This window comes from Streptomyces sp. NPDC059866, from assembly GCF_042731325.1.
Lineage (GTDB): Bacteria > Actinomycetota > Actinomycetes > Streptomycetales > Streptomycetaceae > Streptomyces > Streptomyces flavusporus.
In genome coordinates this window covers 57,340-77,383 of sequence record NZ_JBHWJT010000001.1, presented here as the reverse complement: position 1 = coordinate 77,383, position 20,044 = coordinate 57,340, and the positions used below count along the sequence as shown (strand labels likewise).

15 protein-coding genes are annotated in these 20,044 nt (G+C 73.3%); 2 read left to right on the top strand and 13 right to left on the bottom strand.

Annotated features, from left to right (window positions below; translation table 11 throughout):
• Nucleotides 1-104 precede the first annotated feature (104 nt).
• Entirely contained in the window at nucleotides 105-2,021 is a 1,917-nt protein-coding gene (locus tag ACFV7R_RS00380) for a DUF2264 domain-containing protein (RefSeq protein ID WP_385258112.1), read from the top strand.
• On the opposite strand, the gene cobC is transcribed toward ACFV7R_RS00380, so the two are convergent.
• Genes cobC through cobM form a run of 6 tightly spaced genes read right to left on the bottom strand, consistent with a single transcriptional unit; the run spans nucleotide 1,969 to nucleotide 8,262 of the window.
• Nucleotides 1,969-3,030, bottom strand: a complete 1,062-nt coding sequence (gene cobC, locus ACFV7R_RS00375) for an Rv2231c family pyridoxal phosphate-dependent protein CobC (protein WP_385258110.1) — start codon at nucleotides 3,028-3,030, stop codon at nucleotides 1,969-1,971. The two genes, ACFV7R_RS00380 and cobC, sit on opposite strands and share 53 nt — an antisense overlap.
• A complete protein-coding gene (locus ACFV7R_RS00370) occupies nucleotides 3,020-3,949 on the bottom strand; it encodes a sirohydrochlorin chelatase (protein ID WP_129797183.1) in 930 nt (309 codons plus the stop codon). The genes cobC and ACFV7R_RS00370 overlap by 11 nt, the downstream gene beginning before the upstream one ends.
• Nucleotides 3,946-4,536: a precorrin-8X methylmutase gene (locus tag ACFV7R_RS00365; RefSeq protein WP_224739764.1), complete on the bottom strand. Its 591-nt coding sequence runs from the start codon at nucleotides 4,534-4,536 to the stop codon at nucleotides 3,946-3,948. The genes ACFV7R_RS00370 and ACFV7R_RS00365 overlap by 4 nt, the downstream gene beginning before the upstream one ends.
• Nucleotides 4,533-6,215, bottom strand: coding sequence for a precorrin-3B C(17)-methyltransferase (gene cobJ / locus ACFV7R_RS00360; RefSeq protein ID WP_385258106.1), 1,683 nt, complete (start codon nucleotides 6,213-6,215; stop codon nucleotides 4,533-4,535). The genes ACFV7R_RS00365 and cobJ overlap by 4 nt, the downstream gene beginning before the upstream one ends.
• Complete coding sequence (gene cbiE, locus ACFV7R_RS00355; protein WP_385258104.1) at nucleotides 6,212-7,447, bottom strand: precorrin-6y C5,15-methyltransferase (decarboxylating) subunit CbiE; 1,236 nt, start codon at nucleotides 7,445-7,447, stop codon at nucleotides 6,212-6,214. Before cbiE ends, cobJ begins: the two co-directional genes overlap by 4 nt.
• Nucleotides 7,444-8,262, bottom strand: a complete 819-nt coding sequence (cobM, locus tag ACFV7R_RS00350; RefSeq protein ID WP_385258101.1) for a precorrin-4 C(11)-methyltransferase — start codon at nucleotides 8,260-8,262, stop codon at nucleotides 7,444-7,446. Before cobM ends, cbiE begins: the two co-directional genes overlap by 4 nt.
• Before the next feature lie 100 nt (nucleotides 8,263-8,362).
• Here cobM and ACFV7R_RS00345 point away from each other — a divergent pair, with 100 nt between their 5' ends.
• Nucleotides 8,363-9,067, top strand: a complete 705-nt coding sequence (locus tag ACFV7R_RS00345; RefSeq protein WP_385258099.1) for a ZIP family metal transporter — start codon at nucleotides 8,363-8,365, stop codon at nucleotides 9,065-9,067.
• Between the two features lie 11 nt (nucleotides 9,068-9,078).
• Here ACFV7R_RS00345 and cobI read toward each other — a convergent pair whose 3' ends face one another.
• From cobI to ACFV7R_RS00310, 7 genes are read right to left on the bottom strand one after another with little or no spacing between them, the layout of a single operon-like run.
• A complete protein-coding gene (cobI, locus tag ACFV7R_RS00340) occupies nucleotides 9,079-9,828 on the bottom strand; it encodes a precorrin-2 C(20)-methyltransferase (protein ID WP_385258096.1) in 750 nt (249 codons plus the stop codon).
• Entirely contained in the window at nucleotides 9,825-11,264 is a 1,440-nt protein-coding gene (locus tag ACFV7R_RS00335; RefSeq protein ID WP_385258094.1) for a cobyrinate a,c-diamide synthase, read from the bottom strand. Before ACFV7R_RS00335 ends, cobI begins: the two co-directional genes overlap by 4 nt.
• A complete protein-coding gene (gene cobO / locus ACFV7R_RS00330; RefSeq protein ID WP_385258091.1) occupies nucleotides 11,258-11,857 on the bottom strand; it encodes a cob(I)yrinic acid a,c-diamide adenosyltransferase in 600 nt (199 codons plus the stop codon). Before cobO ends, ACFV7R_RS00335 begins: the two co-directional genes overlap by 7 nt.
• Nucleotides 11,857-13,851, bottom strand: a complete 1,995-nt coding sequence (locus tag ACFV7R_RS00325; protein WP_385258089.1) for a putative cobaltochelatase — start codon at nucleotides 13,849-13,851, stop codon at nucleotides 11,857-11,859. The genes cobO and ACFV7R_RS00325 overlap by 1 nt, the downstream gene beginning before the upstream one ends.
• Nucleotides 13,848-17,501: a cobaltochelatase subunit CobN gene (gene cobN / locus ACFV7R_RS00320; protein WP_385258087.1), complete on the bottom strand. Its 3,654-nt coding sequence runs from the start codon at nucleotides 17,499-17,501 to the stop codon at nucleotides 13,848-13,850. Before cobN ends, ACFV7R_RS00325 begins: the two co-directional genes overlap by 4 nt.
• Nucleotides 17,498-19,009 carry a cobyric acid synthase gene (locus ACFV7R_RS00315; RefSeq protein WP_385258084.1) on the bottom strand — a complete coding sequence of 504 codons (1,512 nt, stop codon included), beginning with the start codon at nucleotides 19,007-19,009 and terminating at the stop codon, nucleotides 17,498-17,500. The genes cobN and ACFV7R_RS00315 overlap by 4 nt, the downstream gene beginning before the upstream one ends.
• On the bottom strand, nucleotides 19,006-19,950 hold the full coding sequence (locus ACFV7R_RS00310; protein ID WP_385258082.1) for a cobalamin biosynthesis protein: 945 nt from the start codon (nucleotides 19,948-19,950) through the stop codon (nucleotides 19,006-19,008). The genes ACFV7R_RS00315 and ACFV7R_RS00310 overlap by 4 nt, the downstream gene beginning before the upstream one ends.
• Nucleotides 19,951-20,044: the final 94 nt, after the last annotated feature.

The window sequence follows — 20,044 nt, the reverse complement described above, 5'->3', positions numbered from 1 at the left end:
GCGGCGGAGCCGCACATCGATACAGCCCCGCGCCCCTTACGGGGCGCTGTCCCCCGCGCCTGTCAAGAAGCGGCGCCACCCGACTCAGGAGGACCCAACCCCGTATGAGCGCCCCTCATGTGTCGCTCCCCGACCCGACGCGCCTGCCCGAGCTCGACTCCCTCCTCTCGCCGGTCACCGGCTGGACCCGCGCCCACTGGGAGGCCGTCGCCGACCGGCTGCTGGAAGGGCTCGTGCCCTACGCGACCCCCGGCTTCGCCCAGTACCGGCTCCCCGGACCGCCCAGCCACTCCGGTCCCTGGTCGGACGGCCTGGAAGGCTTCGCGCGCTCCTTCTTGCTCGCCGCCTTCCGTATCGCGGGTGCACGGGGAAGCATCGACCCGGGCCTCATCGAGCGGTACGCCACCGGACTCGCCGCCGGCACCGACCCGCACGACGGGGAACACTGGCCGCCCATCACCGACCGAGCCCAGCCGATGGTCGAGGCCGCCTCCGTCGCCATCGCCCTGCACGAGTCCCGCCCCTGGCTGTGGGACCACCTCGACGACCGCGTACGCGAGCAGGTCACCGACTGGCTCGGCGGTTTTGTCGGTGCCCGTGCCAACGACTCCAACTGGCGGCTGTTCCAGGTCATCACCGAGGAGTTCCTCGCGTCCGTCGGGGCCCCGCACAGCCGGGCCGAGATCGACGCCGGGCTCGCCCGGCTCGACGACTGGTACCGGGGTGACGGCTGGTACACCGACGGCGACGGCCGGAAGTTCGACTACTACAACGCCTGGGCGCTGCATCTGTATCCGGTGCTGTGGGCGCGGATCGCGGGCCCGCGGGCGGACCCGGAGACGGTGGCCCGGCATCGCGCCCGCCTGCACGAATTCCTCGCCGTCCACCAGCACTTCTTCGGCTCCGACGGCGCCCCGGTCCACCAGGGCCGCTCCCTCACCTACCGTTTCGCCACCACCGCCCCGCTCTGGGCGGGCGCGCTCGCCGACGCCACGCCGCTGCCGCCGGGCCGCACCCGCCGACTGGCCTCGGGCGCGCTGAAGCACTTCGCCGAGCGCGGGGCGCCGGACGAGCGGGGCCTGCTGACGCTGGGCTGGTACCGGCCGTTCCCCGGCGTGACCCAGCGGTACTCCGGCCCCGCCTCCCCGTACTGGGCGAGCAAGGCCTTCCTCGGTCTGCTCCTGCCCGCGGACCACCCCGTGTGGACGGCGCCCGAGGAACCGGCCCCCGTGGACACCACGGACGTGTGCCTGGCCCTGCCCGCACCGGGCTGGCTGCTGCACTCCACCGCGGCCGACGGGATCGTACGGCTGGTCAACCACGGCAGTGACCGGCTGCCGCCCCCGCCCGCCACGGCCGAGGACAGCCCGCACTACGCGAGGCTCGCCTACTCCAGCGCCACGGCCCCCGAGACACCGGGCCCCGACAACCACATCGCCGTCCTGGCCACCGACGGCACACCGTCCCCGCGCGGCCGTATCCACCCCCTCGGTGCCGAGGGCCGCCGCGCCGCCTCCTGGCAGGCCGGCGGCGGCCATCGCATCGAGACGGTCAGCGTGGTGAACGGCCCGTGGGAGGTGCGGGTGCACCGTCTCGACGTACCGCCCGGCACGCCGGTGCGCGAGGGCGGTTGGTCCGTGGCCGACGACACCGCGCCGCCGGTCGCCCGCACCGGGCCCGGCTGGGCGCTGGCCCGCCGCGCCGACGGTCTGACCAGCGCGATCGTCGGGCTGTACGGCTGGAGCGGTGCCGACGGCACGGTGGCGCAGGCCGTCGGGGCCAATGCCTGCGGACACCACTCGGCGACGCCCGTTCTTCAGCGGCCCGACGGCGCCGGCCTGTTGGTCACCCTCGTGGTGCTCAGCGCCGATCCGCACGCTCTGCGCACGGGCGCCGGCGCGACGGTCGACGCCGACGGAACCGTGGAGATCCGCTTCCCGGACGGCACCCGGGAGCGGGTGCCCCGGCTCAGCGGTCCGCCCGTGTCACCGCCTGCTCCAGCGCCCCGAGGAACGAGCTGACCGTCGCCCGGTCCCGGACCGCCAGCCGCAGCCACTCCTCGCCCAGCCCGGGGAAGGTGTCCCCGCGCCGCACCGCGTACCCGAGGTCGCGCAGGTGCCGGCGTACGACGGCGGCCCGCGGCAGCCGTACGAGGACGAAGGGTCCCTCGGCGGGCTGCACGACCTGCAGTCCGGCGATCCCGGAGAGCCCCGCCACGAGGTGGGCCCGGTCCGCGGCGATGCGGTGCGCGGCGTGTGCCGCCTCCGCCAGGGCCTGCGGTCCCACGCACGCCTGAGCGGCGGCCAGCGCCGGCGTGGACACGGGCCACAGCGGCTGGGCGCGTTCGAGGGCGCCGATGGTCTCCGGGGACGCCAGCACGTATCCGATGCGCAGTCCGGCCAGCCCCCAGGTCTTCGTCAGGCTGCGCAGGACCACGAGCCCGGGAACGTCGGTCCGCCCGGCCAGCGCCTCCCGCTCACCCGGCACGGCGTCCATGAACGCCTCGTCGACCACCACCGTCCGCCCGGGACGGGCCAGTCGGGCGATGGCGTCGGCCGGGTGCAGCACCGACGTCGGGTTGGTCGGGTTGCCGATCACGACCAGGTCGGCGTCCTCGGGCACCGCCGCCGGATCCAGCCGGAAGCCGTCCTCCGCCCGCAGCAGCACCCGGTCGACGGTGTGGCCCGCGTCCCGCAGCGCCGCCTCCGGCTCCGTGAACTGCGGGTGCACCACGACCGGCCGGCGGACCTTCAGGGCGCGGGCGAGCAGCACGAAGGCCTCCGCCGCACCAGCCGTCAGCAGCACCCGGTCCGGTGAGACCGCGTGCCGGGCCGCCACCGCAGCCCGCGCGCAGCGCCCGTCCGGGTAGGCCGCCAGCCCGCCGAGCGACCCGGCGATCACCTCCCGCAGCCACGCGGGCGGTGTGCCGGCGCGCACGTTGACCGCCAGGTCGACCAGTGACCGCCCCTCGTCCCGGACCTCGGCGTCCCCGTGGTGCCGCAGGTCGTGCGCATCGCCCTCAGTGCGCATGGGAGTGGGCGTGTCCGCCGTGGTGGTGCCCGTGATGGTGGTGACCGTCGTCGTCGGGGTGGTAGTGCGGCTGCTGCGGCAGCCCCACCTTGTCCTCGAAGCCCGGCAGCGCGATCCGGTACACGCACGAGTCGCAGTTCATCCGCAGATCCCCCTGCACCGCCTCCTCGTACCGCTCCATCACCAGGTCCAGCAGCTCCGGCTCCGGCCCGATCACGTCCGCAGAGCGCACCTCGACCTCGGGGTGCGCGGCCGCCCAGCCCTCCGTCTGCATCTGCACCCGGTCCGGCAGGATGCCGGTGAACAGGAAGTACGGCAGCACGACGATCCGCCTCGCCCCCAGCCGCACACACCGGTCCAGCCCGCTCGGCACGTCCGGCGCCGCCAGCGACACGAACGCCGTCTCGACCCCGGCGTACCCGCGCCCCTCCCACAGCAGCCGCGCCGCCTTGTGCACCTCGGCGTTCGCGTCCGGGTCCGTCGACCCCCGGCCGACCAGCAGCACGGTCACGTCGGCCCGGTCCCGCGGGCTGCGCCCCGAGGTCCCCAGCGCCTCGTCCAGCCGCCGCTCCAGGACGCTCAGCAGCGCCGGGTGCGGGCCCAGCGGACGCCCGTAGGAGTACGAGATCCCCGGGTGCCGTTCCTTCTCGCGGGCCAGCGCCGCCGGGATGTCCCCCTTGGCGTGGCCGGCGGACACCAGCATCAGCGGAACGGCGGCGAACCGCCGTACACCGCGCTCCACCAGTTCGGTCACGGCATCGCCCAGCGGCGGCGGGGACAGCTCGATGAAGCCGCCCGCGACGGGCAGGTCGGGGTGGCGGCGGCCCAGCTCCCGTACGAAGTCGCGGAACGCCTCGGCCCCGGCGTCGTCCCGGGTGCCGTGACCGGCGATGAGCAGGGCGGGCGGCGGGGTGGTCACTGTTTCTCCTCGGAATACGAAGTGGGGTGGTACAGCAGGGCGTTGAGCGCGGCCGCGGCGACCGCGGAACCGCCCTTCTCGGACACGTTGCTCACGGCGGGCAGTCCGCTCTCCCGCAGGGCGGCCTTGGACTCGGCCGCGCCGACGAAACCGACGGGCAGGCCGATGACGAGCGCGGGCGCGGCATCCAGCGTCAGCAGCTCCTCCAGGGCGGTCGGCGCGCAGCCGATCACCCACAGGGCGCCGGGTCCGACCTCCTCGTAGGCCAGCCGCATGGCGTGCGCGGAACGCGTCAGCCCCGGCCCGGACTCGGCGTCCTTCAGCCGGCAGACGGTCTCGCGCCGGGTGATCCCGGCCGCCACCATCTCGACGTCGACGACGACCGGGGCCCCGGAGTGCAGCGCGGTGTACGCCTTCGCCAGGTCGCCCTCGTCCATGACGAGGTCGCTCGCGTAGTCCAGGTCGGCGGCGGAGTGGATGACCCGCTCCACCACCGCCCGGGTCAGTGGCGGGAAGTGCGAGGTGTCCAGGCGGGCGCGCAGCCGCCGGAAGGACTCCTGCTCGATGGGGTGGACCACACGGTTCACCGGGCGCCCTCCTGCGCGTCGTTCTGCCAGCGGTAGCCGCGCGGCGTCACCATGCGCCCCGCGATCTCACGGGTGGCCGTGTTGCCGACGGTCACGACCGTCATCATGTCGACCGTCGCCGGGTCCAGCGCGGCCAGGGTCGTCAGGCGGCTGGTCTCGTCCGGCCGCGAGGCGTTCCGTACGACACCCACCGGTGTCGTCGGCTCGCGGTGCTCGGCGAGGATCGCCAGCGCCTTCGGCAGCTGCCAGTCGCGGCCCCGGCTGCGCGGGTTGTAGAACGTCACGACGATGTCCGCCTCGGCGGTGGCCCGCACCCGGCGTTCGATGACCTCCCACGGCGTGTGCAGGTCGGACAGGCTGATCGACACATGGTCGTGCCCGAGCGGCGCGCCGAGGATCGCCCCGGCCGCGAGCGCGGCGGTCACCCCGGGCACGCCCACGACGTCGATGTCGGCGCCCGCCTCCGCCAGCGCCGGTGACGCCATGGCGTAGACGCCCGCGTCGCCGCTGCCGATCAGCGCGACCGCGTGTCCCTTCCGGGCTTCCTCGACCGCCGTGCGCGCCCGCTCCTCCTCGGCCCCGAGCCCCGACTCCAGGAGCCGGGTGCCGGGCCGCAGCAGGTCGCGGATCTGGTCGACGTACTGGTCGAGCCCCACGAGCACGGCGGCGCGCCGCAGTTCCGCCTTCGCGCGCGGGGTGAGCAGATCGCGGGCCCCCGGCCCGAGCCCGACCACCGCGAGCCGCCCGCGCCCCGGCCGCCGTACGACGGCACAGGTGGCCATGGCCGACTTCCGCTTGGGGACGAGGAGTTCGCCTCCCCGCACGAGCGCCGACGCCTCCGCGACGGACGGTGTCCCGACGGCGGCGAGGGGCGCGTCGGAGGGGTTGGGCACGTCGACCCGCGCCAGCTCCTCGGCGGAGTACGTCACCAGGGGCACGCCGAGCCGCTCGGCCGCCTCGACGATTCCGGGTTCGCCGGCCTTCGCGTCGACGGTGGCGAGTTCGGCGACGCTCCGAGGGGACAGTCCCGCGTCGCGCAGGCTGCCCTCGATGAGCCCGAGGACCTCGTCGACGGGGGCGTTCCTGGAGGCGCCGACGCCGACGACGAGGGACGGTGGGCGGAGCAGCACCTCATGCTCCGCCGGGTCGGTCGCCCGGTCCGTCAGACGGATGGTGTACGACCCCTCCGCCGCGACCGGCAGGGGAGGCAGGGGCCAGGCCACCTCCGCCCGCAGAGCGACCGGTTCGCCGTCCAGCAACGCCCGTGACACCGCGGCCACATCGCCCTCCACGGGCAGACCCAGAGTGTCCAGCCCGGCCATTCCCGCAGAGTCGGTCGCCGTCGTCACCACGGGCTCGGCGCCGAGCAACTCGCCGATTTCCCGGGCGAGTTCATTGGCGCCGCCGCCGTGCCCGCCGACCAGCGAGACAGCGAACCGCCCACTCTCATCCACGCACACCACACCGGGATCGGCCTTCTTGTCCGACAGCAGTGGCGCGACCAGCCGTACCACCGCCCCCGTCGCGAGAAAACACACCAGCTGCTCGCATTCCGCGAACGCGGCCCGCACGGCGCCCCCCACGGGACCGTCGTACACCCGCGTCCGGTCCGGCCACGCCGCGGCCAGCCGGTCCCGCGCCGCCGCCCCCGCCGCGGTGGCGGAAATGAGGCCGATCATCGGTCAACTCCTTCACGACAGACTTGAGGCCTCGTGCCCCACAGCAGGAAAACGGGATTGGTCGCCGCCAGCCGGGTCACGTCCCCCGGCAGCGGCGCGAGCCGGGAGGACTGGAGCAGCACGCCGTCGCAGTCGAATCCGGCACCGGTGAGCGCCTCGCGTGCCGCCGGCACCCGGTCCAGCGCGGCCATCGCGACGACCACCGCCCGCCGGGCGCGCCGCGCACACGCGGTGACGACGGCCGGCAGCTCGCGCCCTCCGCCGCCCACGAACACCGCGTCGGGATCGTCGAGACCGGCCAGGACGTCCGGCGCCGCCCCGTGCACGACCTGGACGTCGACGCCGTGCGCCCCGGCGTTGGCGCGGATCCGCTCGACCCCGTCGGCTGCCTTCTCGACCGCGACGACGGCGGCGCCGAGCCGGGCGCATTCGACGGCCACCGAGCCGGAGCCCGCACCGACGTCCCACACCAGGTCGCCCAGGCGCGGCCCGAGCCGGGCCAGGGCCAGCGCCCGCACCTCGAACTTGGTGATCATCGAGTCGCGGTGGGCGAACCCGGCCTCGTCCAGCGCCCATCCACCGGGCCCTGCGGGAGGCCCGGCGACCGTCCGTACGGCACCCGGCGCACGGGTCTCGTCCAGGCACAGCACGACACTCACGGCCGTACCCCAGTCACGCGCCGCGGCCTCGGCGGGCGTCACCCGCTCCACGCGCTCCCGCTCCGGATCGCCCAGCGCGGACGCGACGACCAGGACGCGCTCACGGTGCAGCAGCGCGGCCCCCAACTCGGCCGGACCGGCGCCAGGTCCCGTCAGCACGGCGACCTTCGGCCGGGCCCGGCACACGTTCACCGCCGTCCGAAGTTCCCGCCCGTGTGCGCTGACCACCACGGCGTCGTCCCAGGGCAGCCCGATCCGGGCGAAGGCGGCGGCGACGGACGAGACGCCGGGCCGCACGTCCAGCCGCCCGGCGCCGAACCGCTCCGCAAGCGCCCGGACGATCCCGAAGAACCCCGGATCCCCGGAGGCCAGCACGACCACCGGCCGGTCCTTGGCGACGTACTCCTCGATGGTGTCCAGCGCGGGCGCCAGCGGCCCGAGCACGATCCGCTCGGCGCCCTCCGGCAGCCGTACGGCGTCCAGATGCCGCCGCCCGCCCACGACGAGCTCCGCCCCGGCCACCACGTCCTCGGGCAACGGGGCCCCCGTCCCCGTACCCACGACGGTGATCATGTGCTCGCACCCCGCTCGCGCAGCGCCCGGCGGGCCTCCGGGTCGGCCTTGCGGTACCCGTGGAAGTGCCCCGGGTGGTACAGGTGCGAGCGGGTGCCGTGCGCGTCGAGGGCCGGACCGACCAGGAACAGGGTGTGCTTCCAGAGCTTGTGCTCCTTGACCGTCTCCTCCAGCGTGCCGATCGTGCACTTCACGACCAGTTCCTCCGGCCACGTCGCCTGGTGGGCGACGACGACCGGGGTGGTCGTGGGATAGCCGCCCTCCAGCAGCTCCCGCACCAGCTGCCCGCTGCGGGCCGCCGACAGGAAGACCGCCATGGTCGTGCCGTGCTTGGCGAACTCGCGCACCTCCTCCCCGGGCGGCATCGGCGTCTTGCCGCCGCCGAGCCGGGTGAGGACGACCGACTGCGCCACCTCCGGGATGGTCAGCTCCCGTTGCGCGAGCGCGGCCACCGCCGAGAACGACGACACACCGGGCACGACCTCGGTCGCGATACCGACCTCGGCGCACCGGTCGAGCTGCTCCTGCGTGCCGCCCCACAGCGCCGGGTCACCGGAGTGGATGCGGGCCACCTGCAGGCCCTCGGCGTGCGCGCGCTCGTACACGGCGACCACGTCCTCCAGCGACATCGTCGCCGAGTCGAGGATCTCCGCGCCCTCGCGGGCGTGCTCGAGGACCTCCGCCTGAACCAGGCTCGCCGCCCAGATCACGACATCGGCCTCGGCGATGGCGCGCGCGGCACGGAACGTCAGCAGATCGGCGGCGCCGGGGCCGGCACCGACGAAGGTCACCTTGCCGGTGGGGGCATCGGCCATGGGAATCGGTCCTCTCCTACAAGTCCTACGAGTACTGCGGCTGGTGACGCCCGAGCGTGGGGGAGTGCGCACACGCCCGTCGATCCGATAGCAAGGGCGCATGGCTGTCTTCGTCGCGCTCGGCGCGTTCCTGATGACGCTGGCGGGCGGCTGGACGGCCCTGCGCGTCACCGACCGCCGGCACCTGGTGCTGGGCCTGGCCGGCGGCCTGATGCTGGGCGTCGTCGGCCTGGACGTGCTGCCGGAGGCACTGGCGGCGGCGGACACCGAGCTCTACGGGGTACCGGCCGCGCTGCTCCTCTTCGTGGCCGGCTTCCTGCTGGCCCATCTGGTGCAACGCCTGCTCGCCGTCCGCCGCGCCGACCGCACCCCGGAGGTGGGCCTGACGGCGGCGGCCGCGCTGATCGGGCACAGCGCGATGGACGGCGTGGCGATCGGCGCCGCCTTCCAGGTCGGCGGTGGCATGGGCGTGGCCGTGGCGCTCGCGGTGATCGCCCACGACTTCGCGGACGGTTTCAACACGTACACGCTCACCCGCCTGTACGGAAACGCCCGCCGCAGGGCGCTGACGATGCTGTTCGCCGCCGCGGTCGCCCCGGTCGCCGGCGCGGCCTCGACCCTGCTCTTCGCCATCCCGGAGCCGCTGCTCGGCGCCTACCTCGGTTTCTTCGGCGGCGCACTGCTCTACCTCGCCGCGGCCGAGATCCTGCCCGAGGCCCACCACGAACACCCCGCCCGTTCCACGCTGCTGTGCACGGTCGCGGGGGCGGCGTTCATCTGGCTGGTGGTGGGCATCGCGGAGTGAGCCCTTGAGGTTCACAACTTGCCGCCCCGCCCGCCCTCGCGCCGCGCGGGCGCGATGAGCGTCGAGAGATACGGCAGCACAGTCCCGTCCAGCTCGCCGGCCGGCCGGACGGACTCCTCCGGCAGCCCCAGCGCCGACCCCCACACCGCCCCGTCGAGCCGCCCGCTCTCCCGCAACGCCTCCGCGACCTCGGCCGCCTGCCGTCCGAACTTGTAGGCGACGACGGTCCCGGGCCCGTTCAGCGCCTCCTTGAGCACGGCGGCCCCGGCGGTCACCGGCACCAGCGTCAGCGGCTCGGTCCCCTCCGTCAGCACGGCACCCGACCGCGCCGCGAGGTCCTGCATGGCGGTGATGCCGGGCACGGTCTCGACGACGGTCCCCGGGACCAGCTCGGTGATGGTCTGCGCGAGATAGGTGAACGTGGAGTACACGTTCGGGTCCCCGATCGTCGCGAAGGCCACGGAGTCATGCCGCTTCAGCAGCCCGGCGACCCGCTCACCCGCCGCGTCCCAGGCCGCCTCGCGCCGCGCCCGGTCGCTCCGCTCGTTCAGCGCGAACACCACCCGCAGCACCTTCTCCTCGGGCACGTAGTGCAGCACGGTCGCCTCGGCGCGTCCGCGCTCACCGCCATCTTTTCCATCAAATGCAGCCATGACCGGGACGACGACCACGTCGGCGGCGCGCAGCGCGTTGACGCCCTTGACGGTCACCAGCTCCGGGTCGCCGGGACCGACCCCGACTCCGATCAGCCTGCTGCTCATGACGTCCGGCACCTCTCCACGAACCGACGGGCCGCACCGGGCGCGGACGCCCAGTGCGTGTGCAGGTAACTCGCGTGTACACCACGCTGTACGAAGCCTTCGACGCGCCGCTCGGGCGCCCGCATCCCCCAGGCAGGGGCGGTACCGGACCCGGGCTCGACCACGGTCCGGTGGAACTCGTGCCCGCGCATCCGCGTCCCGGCCCCGGCGAGCACGCTGTCACTGACGGCCACGGCGTCCCGGTAGCCGAGCGTGAGCCGCTCCGACATCCGCGCCTCCGCATCGAGCACGCCGCACATGGGCAGCCCGTCCAACTCCCGGCACAGATACAGCAGCCCGGCACACTCGGCAGCGACAGGCGCGCCCGCGAGCGCAAGCTCGCCGATGGCTTTACGAAGCGGCTCGTTGGCGGACAACTCGGAGGCGTACACCTCGGGAAACCCGCCCCCGATGACCAACCCGCGCGTGCCTTCGGGCAGTTCCTCATCACGAAGCGGATCAAACGGGACGACTTCTGCCCCGGCAGCGGCCAGCAGCTCACTGTGCTCGGCATAGGAGAACGTGAAGGCCTCCCCACCGGCAACAGCAACAACCAGCCCGTCCGGCGTTTGAGGACGAGGCCCTTCGGGCCGAAAGGGGGGTCTGGGGGCGCAGCCCCCAGGGTCGGGAACGGGAAGGGGCGGTGGGGGCGAGGAAACCAAGGCCTCAGCCGCATCCCAACCCGCACCCGACAACGCGCCCGCACTCCGCGCCAGCCCGGCCAAAGCCTCCAGATCACACCCGGCCGTCACCTGCGCGGCCATGGCGGCCACCGCCTCCACGGCCGCCCCCCGCCGCTCGGCGACCGGCACCAGCCCCAGATGCCGCGACGGCGTGTCCACCTGAGCGGCCCGCCGCAGCACGCCGAGCACCGGCACCCCGGCCGAGTCCAGAGCATCCCGCAGCAGCAGCTCATGCCGGTCGGAGGCGACCTTGTTCAGAATCACACCCCCGACCCGCACCTCCGGATCCCAGGAAGCGAACCCGTGCACCAGCGCCGCCACGGACCGGGACTGCGACGAGGCGTCGACCACGAGTACCACCGGCGCCCGCAACAGCTTCGCCACATGAGCGGTGGACGCCAGTTCACCCTCCCCCGCGGCCCCGTCGTACAACCCCATCACCCCCTCCACGACGGCGATGTCACACCCACGCGCCCCATGCAGGAACAACGGGCCGATCAACTCCGGCCCGCACAGATACGCGTCGAGATTCCGCCCCACCCGCCCGGTCGCGAGCGCGTGGTAGCCGGGGTCGATGTAGTCCGGCCCCACCTTGTGCGGGGACACGGCGAGCCCCCGCGCGGCGAACGCGGCCATCAACCCCGTGGCGACGGTGGTCTTGCCGCTGCCGGACGACGGCGCGGCGATGACCAACCGGGGCACAGAAGTCACCACTCGATGCCCCTCTGGCCCTTCTGCCCGACGTCCATGGGGTGCTTGACCTTGGACATGTCGGTGACGAGGTCGGCGATGTCGACGAGCTTCTCCGGCGCGTTCCGCCCGGTGATCACGACGTGCTGGGTCCCGGGCCGGTCCCGCAGCACGGAGATCACCTCGTCGGTGTCGACCCACCCCCAGTGCATGGGGTACGCGAACTCGTCGAGGACGTACAGCTTGTACGTCTCGGCGGCCAGATCCCGCTTGACCTGCTCCCAGCCCTCGCGGGCCTTCTCCTCGTTGTCCATCTGGTCGTCGCGCTGCACCCACGACCAGCCCTCGCCCATCTTGTGCCAGTCGACGGATCCGCCCTCACCACTGGCACCGAGCACCCGCAGCGCGTTCTCCTCGCCGACCTTCCACTTGGCCGACTTGACGAACTGGAACACCCCGATGGGCCAGCCCTGGTTCCAGGCCCGCAGCGCCAGCCCGAAAGCGGCGGTCGACTTGCCCTTCCCGATGCCCGTGTGCACGACCACCAGCGGCCGATTACGCCGCTGACGAGTCGTCAGGCCATCGTCCGGCACCACACTCGGCTGCCCCTGAGGCATTACGCGGCCCTCCTCTTCGCCACACCCTGAACATCCCGCACCAGCCCGGCGATCGAGTCCGCCCGCAACTCGTCCAGCGTCACCGCCGTACCGCCCAGCTCCCCCGCGAGCCGCCCCGCGAGCCCCAGCCGCACGGGCCCCGACTCGCAGTCGACCACCACGGACGCGACACCCTCCGCGGCGAACAGCCGAGCCGCCCGCTCGGCAAGCGCGACCGGCTCGGGCCCACCCGTGGCCCGTCCGTCCGTCACGACCACGACCAGCGCCCGCCGAGCCGGATCCCGCAGCCGCTCGACCCGCAGCACCTCATGGGCCTTCAACAGCCCGGCCGCCAGCGGCGTACGCCCACCGGTCGGCAGCGACTCCAGCCGAGCCGCGGCGGCATCCACGGACGAGGTGGGCGGCAGTGCCACATCGGCGGCCGCCCCCCGAAACGTCACAAGACCCACCTTGTCCCGCCGCTGATACGCGTCCAGCAGCAACGACAGCACGGCCCCCTTCACCGCACTCATCCGCTGCCGAGCCGCCATCGACCCGGAGGCGTCCACGACGAACAGCACGAGATTCCCCTCGCGCCCTTCCCGAACGGCCTGCCGCAGATCATCCCGCCGCACCACCAGCCCCGGCCCGGACCGCCCCCGAGCCCGCTGATGCGGCGCGGCCGCGTGCACGGTGGCCGCCAAGTGCAGCTTGGTGAGCGCCCCTTGGGGCCGCCGAGCCCCGGTGGTCCGCCCATGCTCCGTCCGCGCCCGTGAACGCCGCCCGGCGGCACCCTCACCGACACCCGGCACGCTCAGCACCTTCGCACGGAAGGGCTCGGACGCCCGTACGGGAGTCTGCTCCCCGGCCCCGGAAGCCCGCGGCTCCCCGTCCTCGCCGGCCTCGGGGCGCGCGCCGGAGCCACCATCGGCCTGCGGCCCCTCGGACGGCGGCTGCCCGCCACCTCCGCCGGGCCCGTCCGGGTCGGGGTCCTCGTCGCCCTCACCGGAGAACTCCTCCAGCGTCTGGTCGAGCTTGTCCTCGTCGAGTCCCGGCGCGTCAAAGGGGTTACGCCGTCTGCGGTGGGGCAGCGCGAGCAGCGCAGCCTGCCGCACATCCTCCGCGAGCACATCGGTCCGTCCGGCCCACGCCGCCAGCGCGGTAGCGGTCCGCGCCATCACGATGTCGGCCCGCATGCCGTCCACCTCGAAGGCGGCACAGGTCGCCGCGATCTGCCGCAGCGCCCCGTCACCGAGCCGCACCGACGGCAGCAGTTCCCGCGCGGCCACGATCCGCGCCCGTACGGCGGCCTCCTCGTCCGCCCACCGGGCGGCGAACCCGGCCGGATCGTCGTCGTAGGCGAGCCGCCGCCTGACGACCTCCACCCGCTGGTCCGGCTCCCGCGAGGCCGCGACCTCGACGGTCAGCCCGAACCGGTCGAGCAACTGCGGCCGCAGCTCGCCCTCTTCGGGGTTCATGGTGCCGACGAGCAGGAACCGTGCGGCATGCCGTACGGAGACACCCTCGCGCTCGACATACGACGCGCCCATCGCCGCCGCGTCCAGCAGCAGGTCGACCAGGTGGTCGTGGAGCAGGTTGACCTCGTCGACGTACAGGATCCCGCGGTGTGCGTCGGCGAGCAGGCCGGGCTCGAAGGCCTTCACGCCCTCGGCGAGCGCCCGCTCGATGTCCAGGGCGCCGACCAGCCGGTCCTCGGAGGCGCCGACGGGCAGTTCGACCATGCGCGCCGGCCGCGACACGCCCGGCCCGGACTCGTGCGGCCCGTCCGGGCACGCCGGGTCGGCGGCCGCAGGGTCGCAGGAGAAACGGCACCCGGCGACCACGGGCACCTGAGGCAGCAGCGCCGACAGCGCGCGCACCGCCGTCGACTTGGCGGTGCCCTTCTCACCGCGCACGAGCACGCCGCCGACCGCCGGGGACACGGCGTTCAGCAGCAGCGCGAGCCGCAGATCGTCCTGGCCGACGACGGCCGTGAACGGAAACGGGGTGGTCACTTGTCCTCGCCCTCCAGGTCGCCTTCGAGCTCCAGGTAGGTGGCGCGCAGCCGCTCCAGGGTGTCCGCGTCCGGCTCGGCCCACAGCCCACGGTCGGCGGCCTCCAGCAGCCGCTCGGTGATGCCGCGCAGCGCCCACGGGTTGGACTTCTTCATGAAGTCCCGGTTCTCCGCGTCGAAGACGTACTCGGCGCTGAGCTTCTCGTACATCCAGTCGTCGACGACCCCGGCGGTGGCGTCGTAGCCGAAGAGGTAGTCGACGGTCGCCGCCATCTCGAAGGCGCCCTTGTAGCCGTGCCGCCGCATCGCCGCCATCCAGCGCGGGTTGACCACCCGGGCCCGGAAGACGCGGTGGGTCTCCTCGCCCAGGGTGCGGGTCTTCACCTGGTCGGGGGTTGCGGAGTCGCCGACGTACGCCTCGGGGCTCGCGCCCGTCAGATGGCGGACCATGGCGACCATGCCGCCGTGGTACTGGAAGTAGTCGTCGGCGTCGACGAGGTCGTGCTCCCGCGTGTCGACGTTCTTCGCCGCCACCGCGATCCGCCGGAACGCCGTCTCCATGTCCCCGCGCGCCGCCCGCCCGTCGAGCCCGCGCCCGTAGGCGTAGCCGCCCCAGACGGCGTACACCTCGGCGAGGTCGGCGTCGGAGCGCCAGTTGCGGGCGTCGATGAGGGGGAGCAACCCCGCCCCATAGGCTCCCGGCTTCGACCCGAAGACACGGGCGGTCGCGCGCCGCCGGTCACCGTGCTCGGCGGTGTCCTCGTCCACATGCGCCCGTACGAAGTTGGACTCGGCGGGCTCGTCCAGCTCGGCCACCGCCCGTACCGCGTCGTCGATGAGCCCGACGACATGCGGGAACGCGTCCCGGAAGAAACCGGAGATGCGCACCGTGACGTCGATGCGGGGGCGGCCGAGCTCGGCCGGCGGGACGATCTCGAAGCCGGTGACGCGCCTCGACGCGTCGTCCCACACCGGACGGCAGCCCAGCAGCGCGAGGATCTCGGCGATGTCGTCGCCCTGGGTGCGCATCGCGGACGTACCCCACACCGTCAGGCCGACGGACTTCGGGTACTCGCCGGTGTCCTGCAGATACCGCTGCACGAGCGAGTCGGCGAGCGACTGGCCGACCTCCCAGCTGAGCCTGGACGGAATGGCCTTGGGGTCGACCGAGTAGAAGTTGCGGCCGGTCGGCAGGACGTTGACGAGCCCACGGGTGGGGGAGCCCGACGGGCCCGCCGGGACGTAACCGCCGTCGAGGGCCTTGAGGATGTGACCGATCTCGTCGGTGGTACGGGCGAGCCGGGGGACGACCTCGGTACAGGCGAACTCCACCACCGAGACGGCGTCCGGGAGTTCGGTGCCGAGCACCTCCCGTACGAGAGCGGTGCTCTCGGAAGCCGCCCAGTCGCGGGACTCCATCCCCTCCGCGATCCGCCGGCACAGCTGCTCCAGCAGGTCGATCGCGTCGGCGGCCGTACGGGACGGCCCCTCGACCAGATCCGTCAGTTCGACCGGTACCTTCACCGCAGCGCCCGGCTCGGCGAGCAACTCCTTCTCGACCAGGCCGAAGTGGAGCGCGAGCGAGGCCCGCAGCCCCGGCAGCGCGTTCGCCTGCCCGCCCCACACCTGCGAGGCGCGCAACACGGCGAGCACCAGGTTGACGCGCGGTTCGCCCACCGGCCCACCACCGAGGATGTGCAGACCATCCCGGATCTGCACGTCCTTGATCTCGCAGAGATAGCCGTCGATGTGCATGACGAACTCGTCGAACTCTTCGTCGTCCGGCTGCTCGTCGACATGCAGGTCGTGGTGCAGCTCGGCCGCCTTGACCAGCGTCCAGATCTGGGCGCGCACGGCCGGGGCCTTGGTCGGGTCCAGGTCGGAGACGAGCGCGTACTCGTCGAGCAGCTGCTCCAGCTTGGCCAGGTCGCCGTAGGTGTCGGCCCGCGCCATCGGCGGCACGAGGTGGTCGACGACGGTGGCGTGCCCGCGCCGCTTGGCCTGGGTGCCCTCGCCGGGGTCGTTGACGATGAACGGGTAGATCAACGGCAGATCCCCGAGGACCGCGTCCGGCGCGCACCCGCCGCCGAGCCCGAGCCCCTTGCCCGGCAGCCACTCCATCGTGCCGTGCTTGCCCATGTGCACGATCGCGTCGGCACCGAAGCTGTTCTCGAGCCAGCGGTAGGCCGCCATGTAGTGGTGCGACGGCGGCATGTCCGGGTCGTGGTAGATCGCGATCGGGTTCTCGCCGAAGCCGCGCGGCGGCTGGATCATGACGACGACGTTCCCGAACCGGAGCGAGGCGAGGACGATGTCGTCCCCGTCGACGTACAGCGAACCCGGCGGCTCGCCCCACGCCTCCAGCATCCCCTCCCTGAGCTCCGGGTCGAGCTTGTCGAACCACGCCCGGTAGTCGGCCAGCGGCACGCGCGCGGGCGCGGCGGCCAGCTGCTCCTCGGTCAGCCACTCGACGTCATGACCGCCTGCCTCGATGAGCCGGTGGATCAACTCGTCGCCGTTGTCCGGGTATTCGGTGAGGCTGTAGCCGGCAGCCTTGAGGGCGTCCAGGACTCGTACGGCGGATGCGGGCGTGTCCAGGCCGACCGCGTTCCCCACGCGCGAGTGCTTGGTCGGATACGCGGTGAAGACGAGCGCGAGCTTCTTGTCCGCGTTGGCCTTGTGCTTCAACTGCGCATGCCGTACGGCGACACCCGCGACCCGCGCCGCCCGCTCCGGGTCGGCGACGTACACCGGCACGTCGTCCGGCCCCTGCTCCTTGAAGGAGAACGGCACGGTGATCAGCCGCCCGTCGAACTCCGGAATCGCCACCTGCATCGCCGCGTCCATGGGGGACAGGGCGGCATCCGACTCCTCCCAGGCACTCCTGGACGACGTCAGGCAAAGTCCTTGCAGCACAGGGACGTCGAGATCGGCCAGCGCCCCGATGTCCCACGCCTCCTCGTCGCCCCCCGCCGACGCCTGGGAGGCATGCGTACCGCCGGCGGCGAGGACGGTGGCGACCAGGGCGTCGGCCCGGCCGAGCAGCTCGTACAACCTGGCGTCCGCGCCGCGCAGCGAACCGCAGTACACCGGAAGGGCGTTGGCCCCCTTCGCCTCGATCGCCTCGCACAGCGTGTCCACGAAAGCGGTGTTGCCGCTCAGTTCGTGGGCCCGGTAGAAGAGCACGCCGACGGTCGGACGGCCGTCCAGGACCGCGCGCGAGCCATGAACCCCGTACTCCGGCATCTTCTGCGGCTCGACGAAGCCCTCACCCGTGAGCAGAACGGTGTCGGACAGGAACCGCGCCAGCTCGGTCAGGTTGGCGGGCCCGCCCTCGACGAGGTAGCGCAGCGCCTGAGCCACGACACCGGCCGGCACCGACGACTCGGCCATCAGCTCGGCGTCCGGCACGGCCTCACCGCCGAGCAGGACGGTCGGGATCCCGGATGCCTTCAGCTCGGCCAGGCCCTCCTCCCAGGCGCGCTTGCCGCCCAGCAGCCGTACGACGGCGATGTCGGCGCCCTCGACCAGCCCCGGCAGCTCCTCCCGGACATCCACCCGGGTCGGGTTGCCGATCCGGTAGGCGGCTTCGGAGGCACGCGCCGCCAGCAGATCGGTGTCGGCGGTCGACAACAACAACACAGTGCTCATGCGGGCGCTCCCGGTGGAATGAAAGGCAGTCCTTGCGGCGCGCCCGACTCGATGAGCCGCCACAGCGCGTCCGTGTCCGCGTGCTGTTCGATCAGGTCGCCGAGCCGGTCGAGCTGCTCCTCGCGCAGCGCGGCGAACGAGGTGTCGGGCGCCGGCACGAAACGGCGGCCCGCGGCGGCGGCCACCTCGCGCAGGAACGCCCGCCGGAAACCGTCCGACTCCAGTGAGCCGTGCCAGTGCGTGCCCCAGATCTGCCCGACCCGGCAGCCGTCCAGGAAGGGATCTCCGCCTACGACGTCGGCGACCCCGTGGTGGATCTCGTACCCCTCGACGGGCTCGCCGAGCGCCTTGCCGACGGGCCGGGTGAGGGTCTTCTCCGGTGCGAACCGCACGCGCACGGGCAGCAGTCCGAGCCCGTCCACATGGCCCACGCGCGACTCGACCTCGTCCTCGATGTGCTCACCGAGGATCTGGAAACCGCCGCAGATGCCGAGGACGGGCCGTCCTTCCACGGCCCTGCGGGCGAGGGCGTCCGCGAGGCCGCGTTCCCGCAGCCACTCCAGGGCCCGGACCGTCCCCCGGGTGCCGGGCACCACGACGAGGTCCGCGTCCGCGAGTTCCTCCGCCCGGTCCACGAACCGCACCACGACCCCCGGTTCGGCCGCCAGTGCGTCCACGTCCGTGAAGTTGGACATCAACGGGACGGCGCAGACGGCGACCCGGAGGATGTCCTCGCCGACGGGGGAGGACACCTCGGACTCCCGGACGGAACCCCGCAGCGAGACCCGCAGTCCGTCCTCCTCGTCGATACCGAGGCCGTGCCGGTACGGCAGGACACCGTACGTACGCCGCCCGGTGAGCCCGTGGAGCATCTCCAGCCCCGGCTCGAGCAGCGACACATCGCCGCGGAACTTGTTGACGAGGAAACCGGCGACCAGCTCCTGGTCCTCGCGCGACAGCAGCGCGACCGTGCCGAAGAACGAGGCGAAGACGCCCCCGCGGTCGATGTCGCCGACGACGAGCACGGGCAGTCGCGCGTTCCGGGCGATCCCCATGTTCACGATGTCGGTCCGGCGCAGATTGATCTCGGCGGGACTGCCCGCCCCCTCACAGATCACCGCGTCATACGTGCCCCGCAACTCGGCGAGGCACTCCAGCACCGTCCCGAGCAGCCGCTCCTGCCGCCCTCCGTGGTAGCCGCGCGCACTCATCTCGCCCACGGGCCTGCCCATGAGGACGACCTGACTGCTGCGGTCACCGCCCGGCTTGAGCAGCACGGGATTCATCAGTGCGGTCGGCTCCACGCGGCACGCCTGCGCCTGCATGGCCTGCGCCCGCCCGATCTCGGCACCCTCGCGCGTGACGAACGAGTTCAGCGACATGTTCTGCGCCTTGAAGGGCGCCACCTTCACGCCTTGGCGCACCAGCCACCGGCAGATCCCGGCGGTGACGACGCTCTTGCCTGCGTCGGAGGTGGTGCCGGCGACCAGCAGACCTCCACCACTCATGACGTACGCCCCCTTGTCAGCAGCCGCCCGGCGACACAGACGCCGAGCGCGAGCAGTCCGACCCGCCGGGACAGCCGTACCGCCCGTTCCACGTCGGCGACCCGGACGGTGCGCCCCGCCGATGCGTTGAGCACGGGCCGGCGCTCGACCCGGCCCCCGTAGGACAGGGTCCCGCCCAGCCGTACCCCGAGCGCCCCCGCGAACGAGGCCTCCACCGGCCCGGCGTTGGGGCTCGGATGCCGGTCGGCGTCCGCGCGCCAGGCCCGTACGGCTCCCCGCGGATCGGGACCGGCCACCGCGGCGAGTACGGCGGTCAGCCGGGCGCCCGGCCACCCGGCGAGGTCGTCGAGGCGAGCGGAAGCCCACCCGTACCGCAGGTACTTGGGCGACCTGTGCCCGACCATGGCGTCGAGGGTGTTCACGGCCCGGAACCCGAGCAGTCCCGGCACCCCGCCGACGGCCCCCCACACCAGCGCTCCGACGACCGCGTCGGAGGTGTTCTCGGCCACCGACTCCACGACCGCCCGGGCGATCCCGTCCGCGTCGAGCGCCTGCGGATCCCGCCCGCACAGATGCGGCAGCCGCGCCCGCGCACCCTCCACATCACCGGCCTGAAGGGCACGGCCGACGGCCCGGGCCTCGCGGGCCAGCGACGTCCCTCCCACGACCGCCCAGGTGGCGACACCGGTGAGGGCCACGGAGGCGGCGGGGGACGACCGTACGAGACGCGAGGTCGCGGTCCCGAGCGCCACCGCCGAGCCCGCACACACGACGGCATGCAGCGCACCCCACCCGCGGTGGTCCCGCCACAGCACCCGCTCGACCCCACCGGCGGCCCGCCCGAACGCGGCGACCGGATGCCCCCGGCGCGGATCACCGAGGAGCAGATCGCCGAGGAGACCGAGAGCGGCGCCGTACGCGAAGACGCGATCGGCACGCATCGGCTCAGCCGATCGTGGGGTCGGGCAGAACCCGGGTACTGAACCTCAACCTCGAACGGCAGCCGAGCATCGCGATATGTCCTCACTCAGGGTG

Coding starts and splice junctions, on each gene's coding strand:
- ACFV7R_RS00380 (WP_385258112.1), top strand. CDS start 105: ATGAGCGCCCCTCATGTGTCGCTCCCCGACCCGACGCGCCTGCCCGAG.
- cobC (WP_385258110.1), bottom strand. CDS start 3,030: ATGCGCACTGAGGGCGATGCGCACGACCTGCGGCACCACGGGGACGCC.
- cobJ (WP_385258106.1), bottom strand. CDS start 6,215: ATGATCGGCCTCATTTCCGCCACCGCGGCGGGGGCGGCGGCGCGGGAC.
- cbiE (WP_385258104.1), bottom strand. CDS start 7,447: ATGATCACCGTCGTGGGTACGGGGACGGGGGCCCCGTTGCCCGAGGAC.
- cobM (WP_385258101.1), bottom strand. CDS start 8,262: ATGGCCGATGCCCCCACCGGCAAGGTGACCTTCGTCGGTGCCGGCCCC.
- ACFV7R_RS00345 (WP_385258099.1), top strand. CDS start 8,363: ATGGCTGTCTTCGTCGCGCTCGGCGCGTTCCTGATGACGCTGGCGGGC.
- cobI (WP_385258096.1), bottom strand. CDS start 9,828: ATGAGCAGCAGGCTGATCGGAGTCGGGGTCGGTCCCGGCGACCCGGAG.
- cobO (WP_385258091.1), bottom strand. CDS start 11,857: ATGCCTCAGGGGCAGCCGAGTGTGGTGCCGGACGATGGCCTGACGACT.
- cobN (WP_385258087.1), bottom strand. CDS start 17,501: ATGAGCACTGTGTTGTTGTTGTCGACCGCCGACACCGATCTGCTGGCG.
- ACFV7R_RS00315 (WP_385258084.1), bottom strand. CDS start 19,009: ATGAGTGGTGGAGGTCTGCTGGTCGCCGGCACCACCTCCGACGCAGGC.
- ACFV7R_RS00310 (WP_385258082.1), bottom strand. CDS start 19,950: ATGCGTGCCGATCGCGTCTTCGCGTACGGCGCCGCTCTCGGTCTCCTC.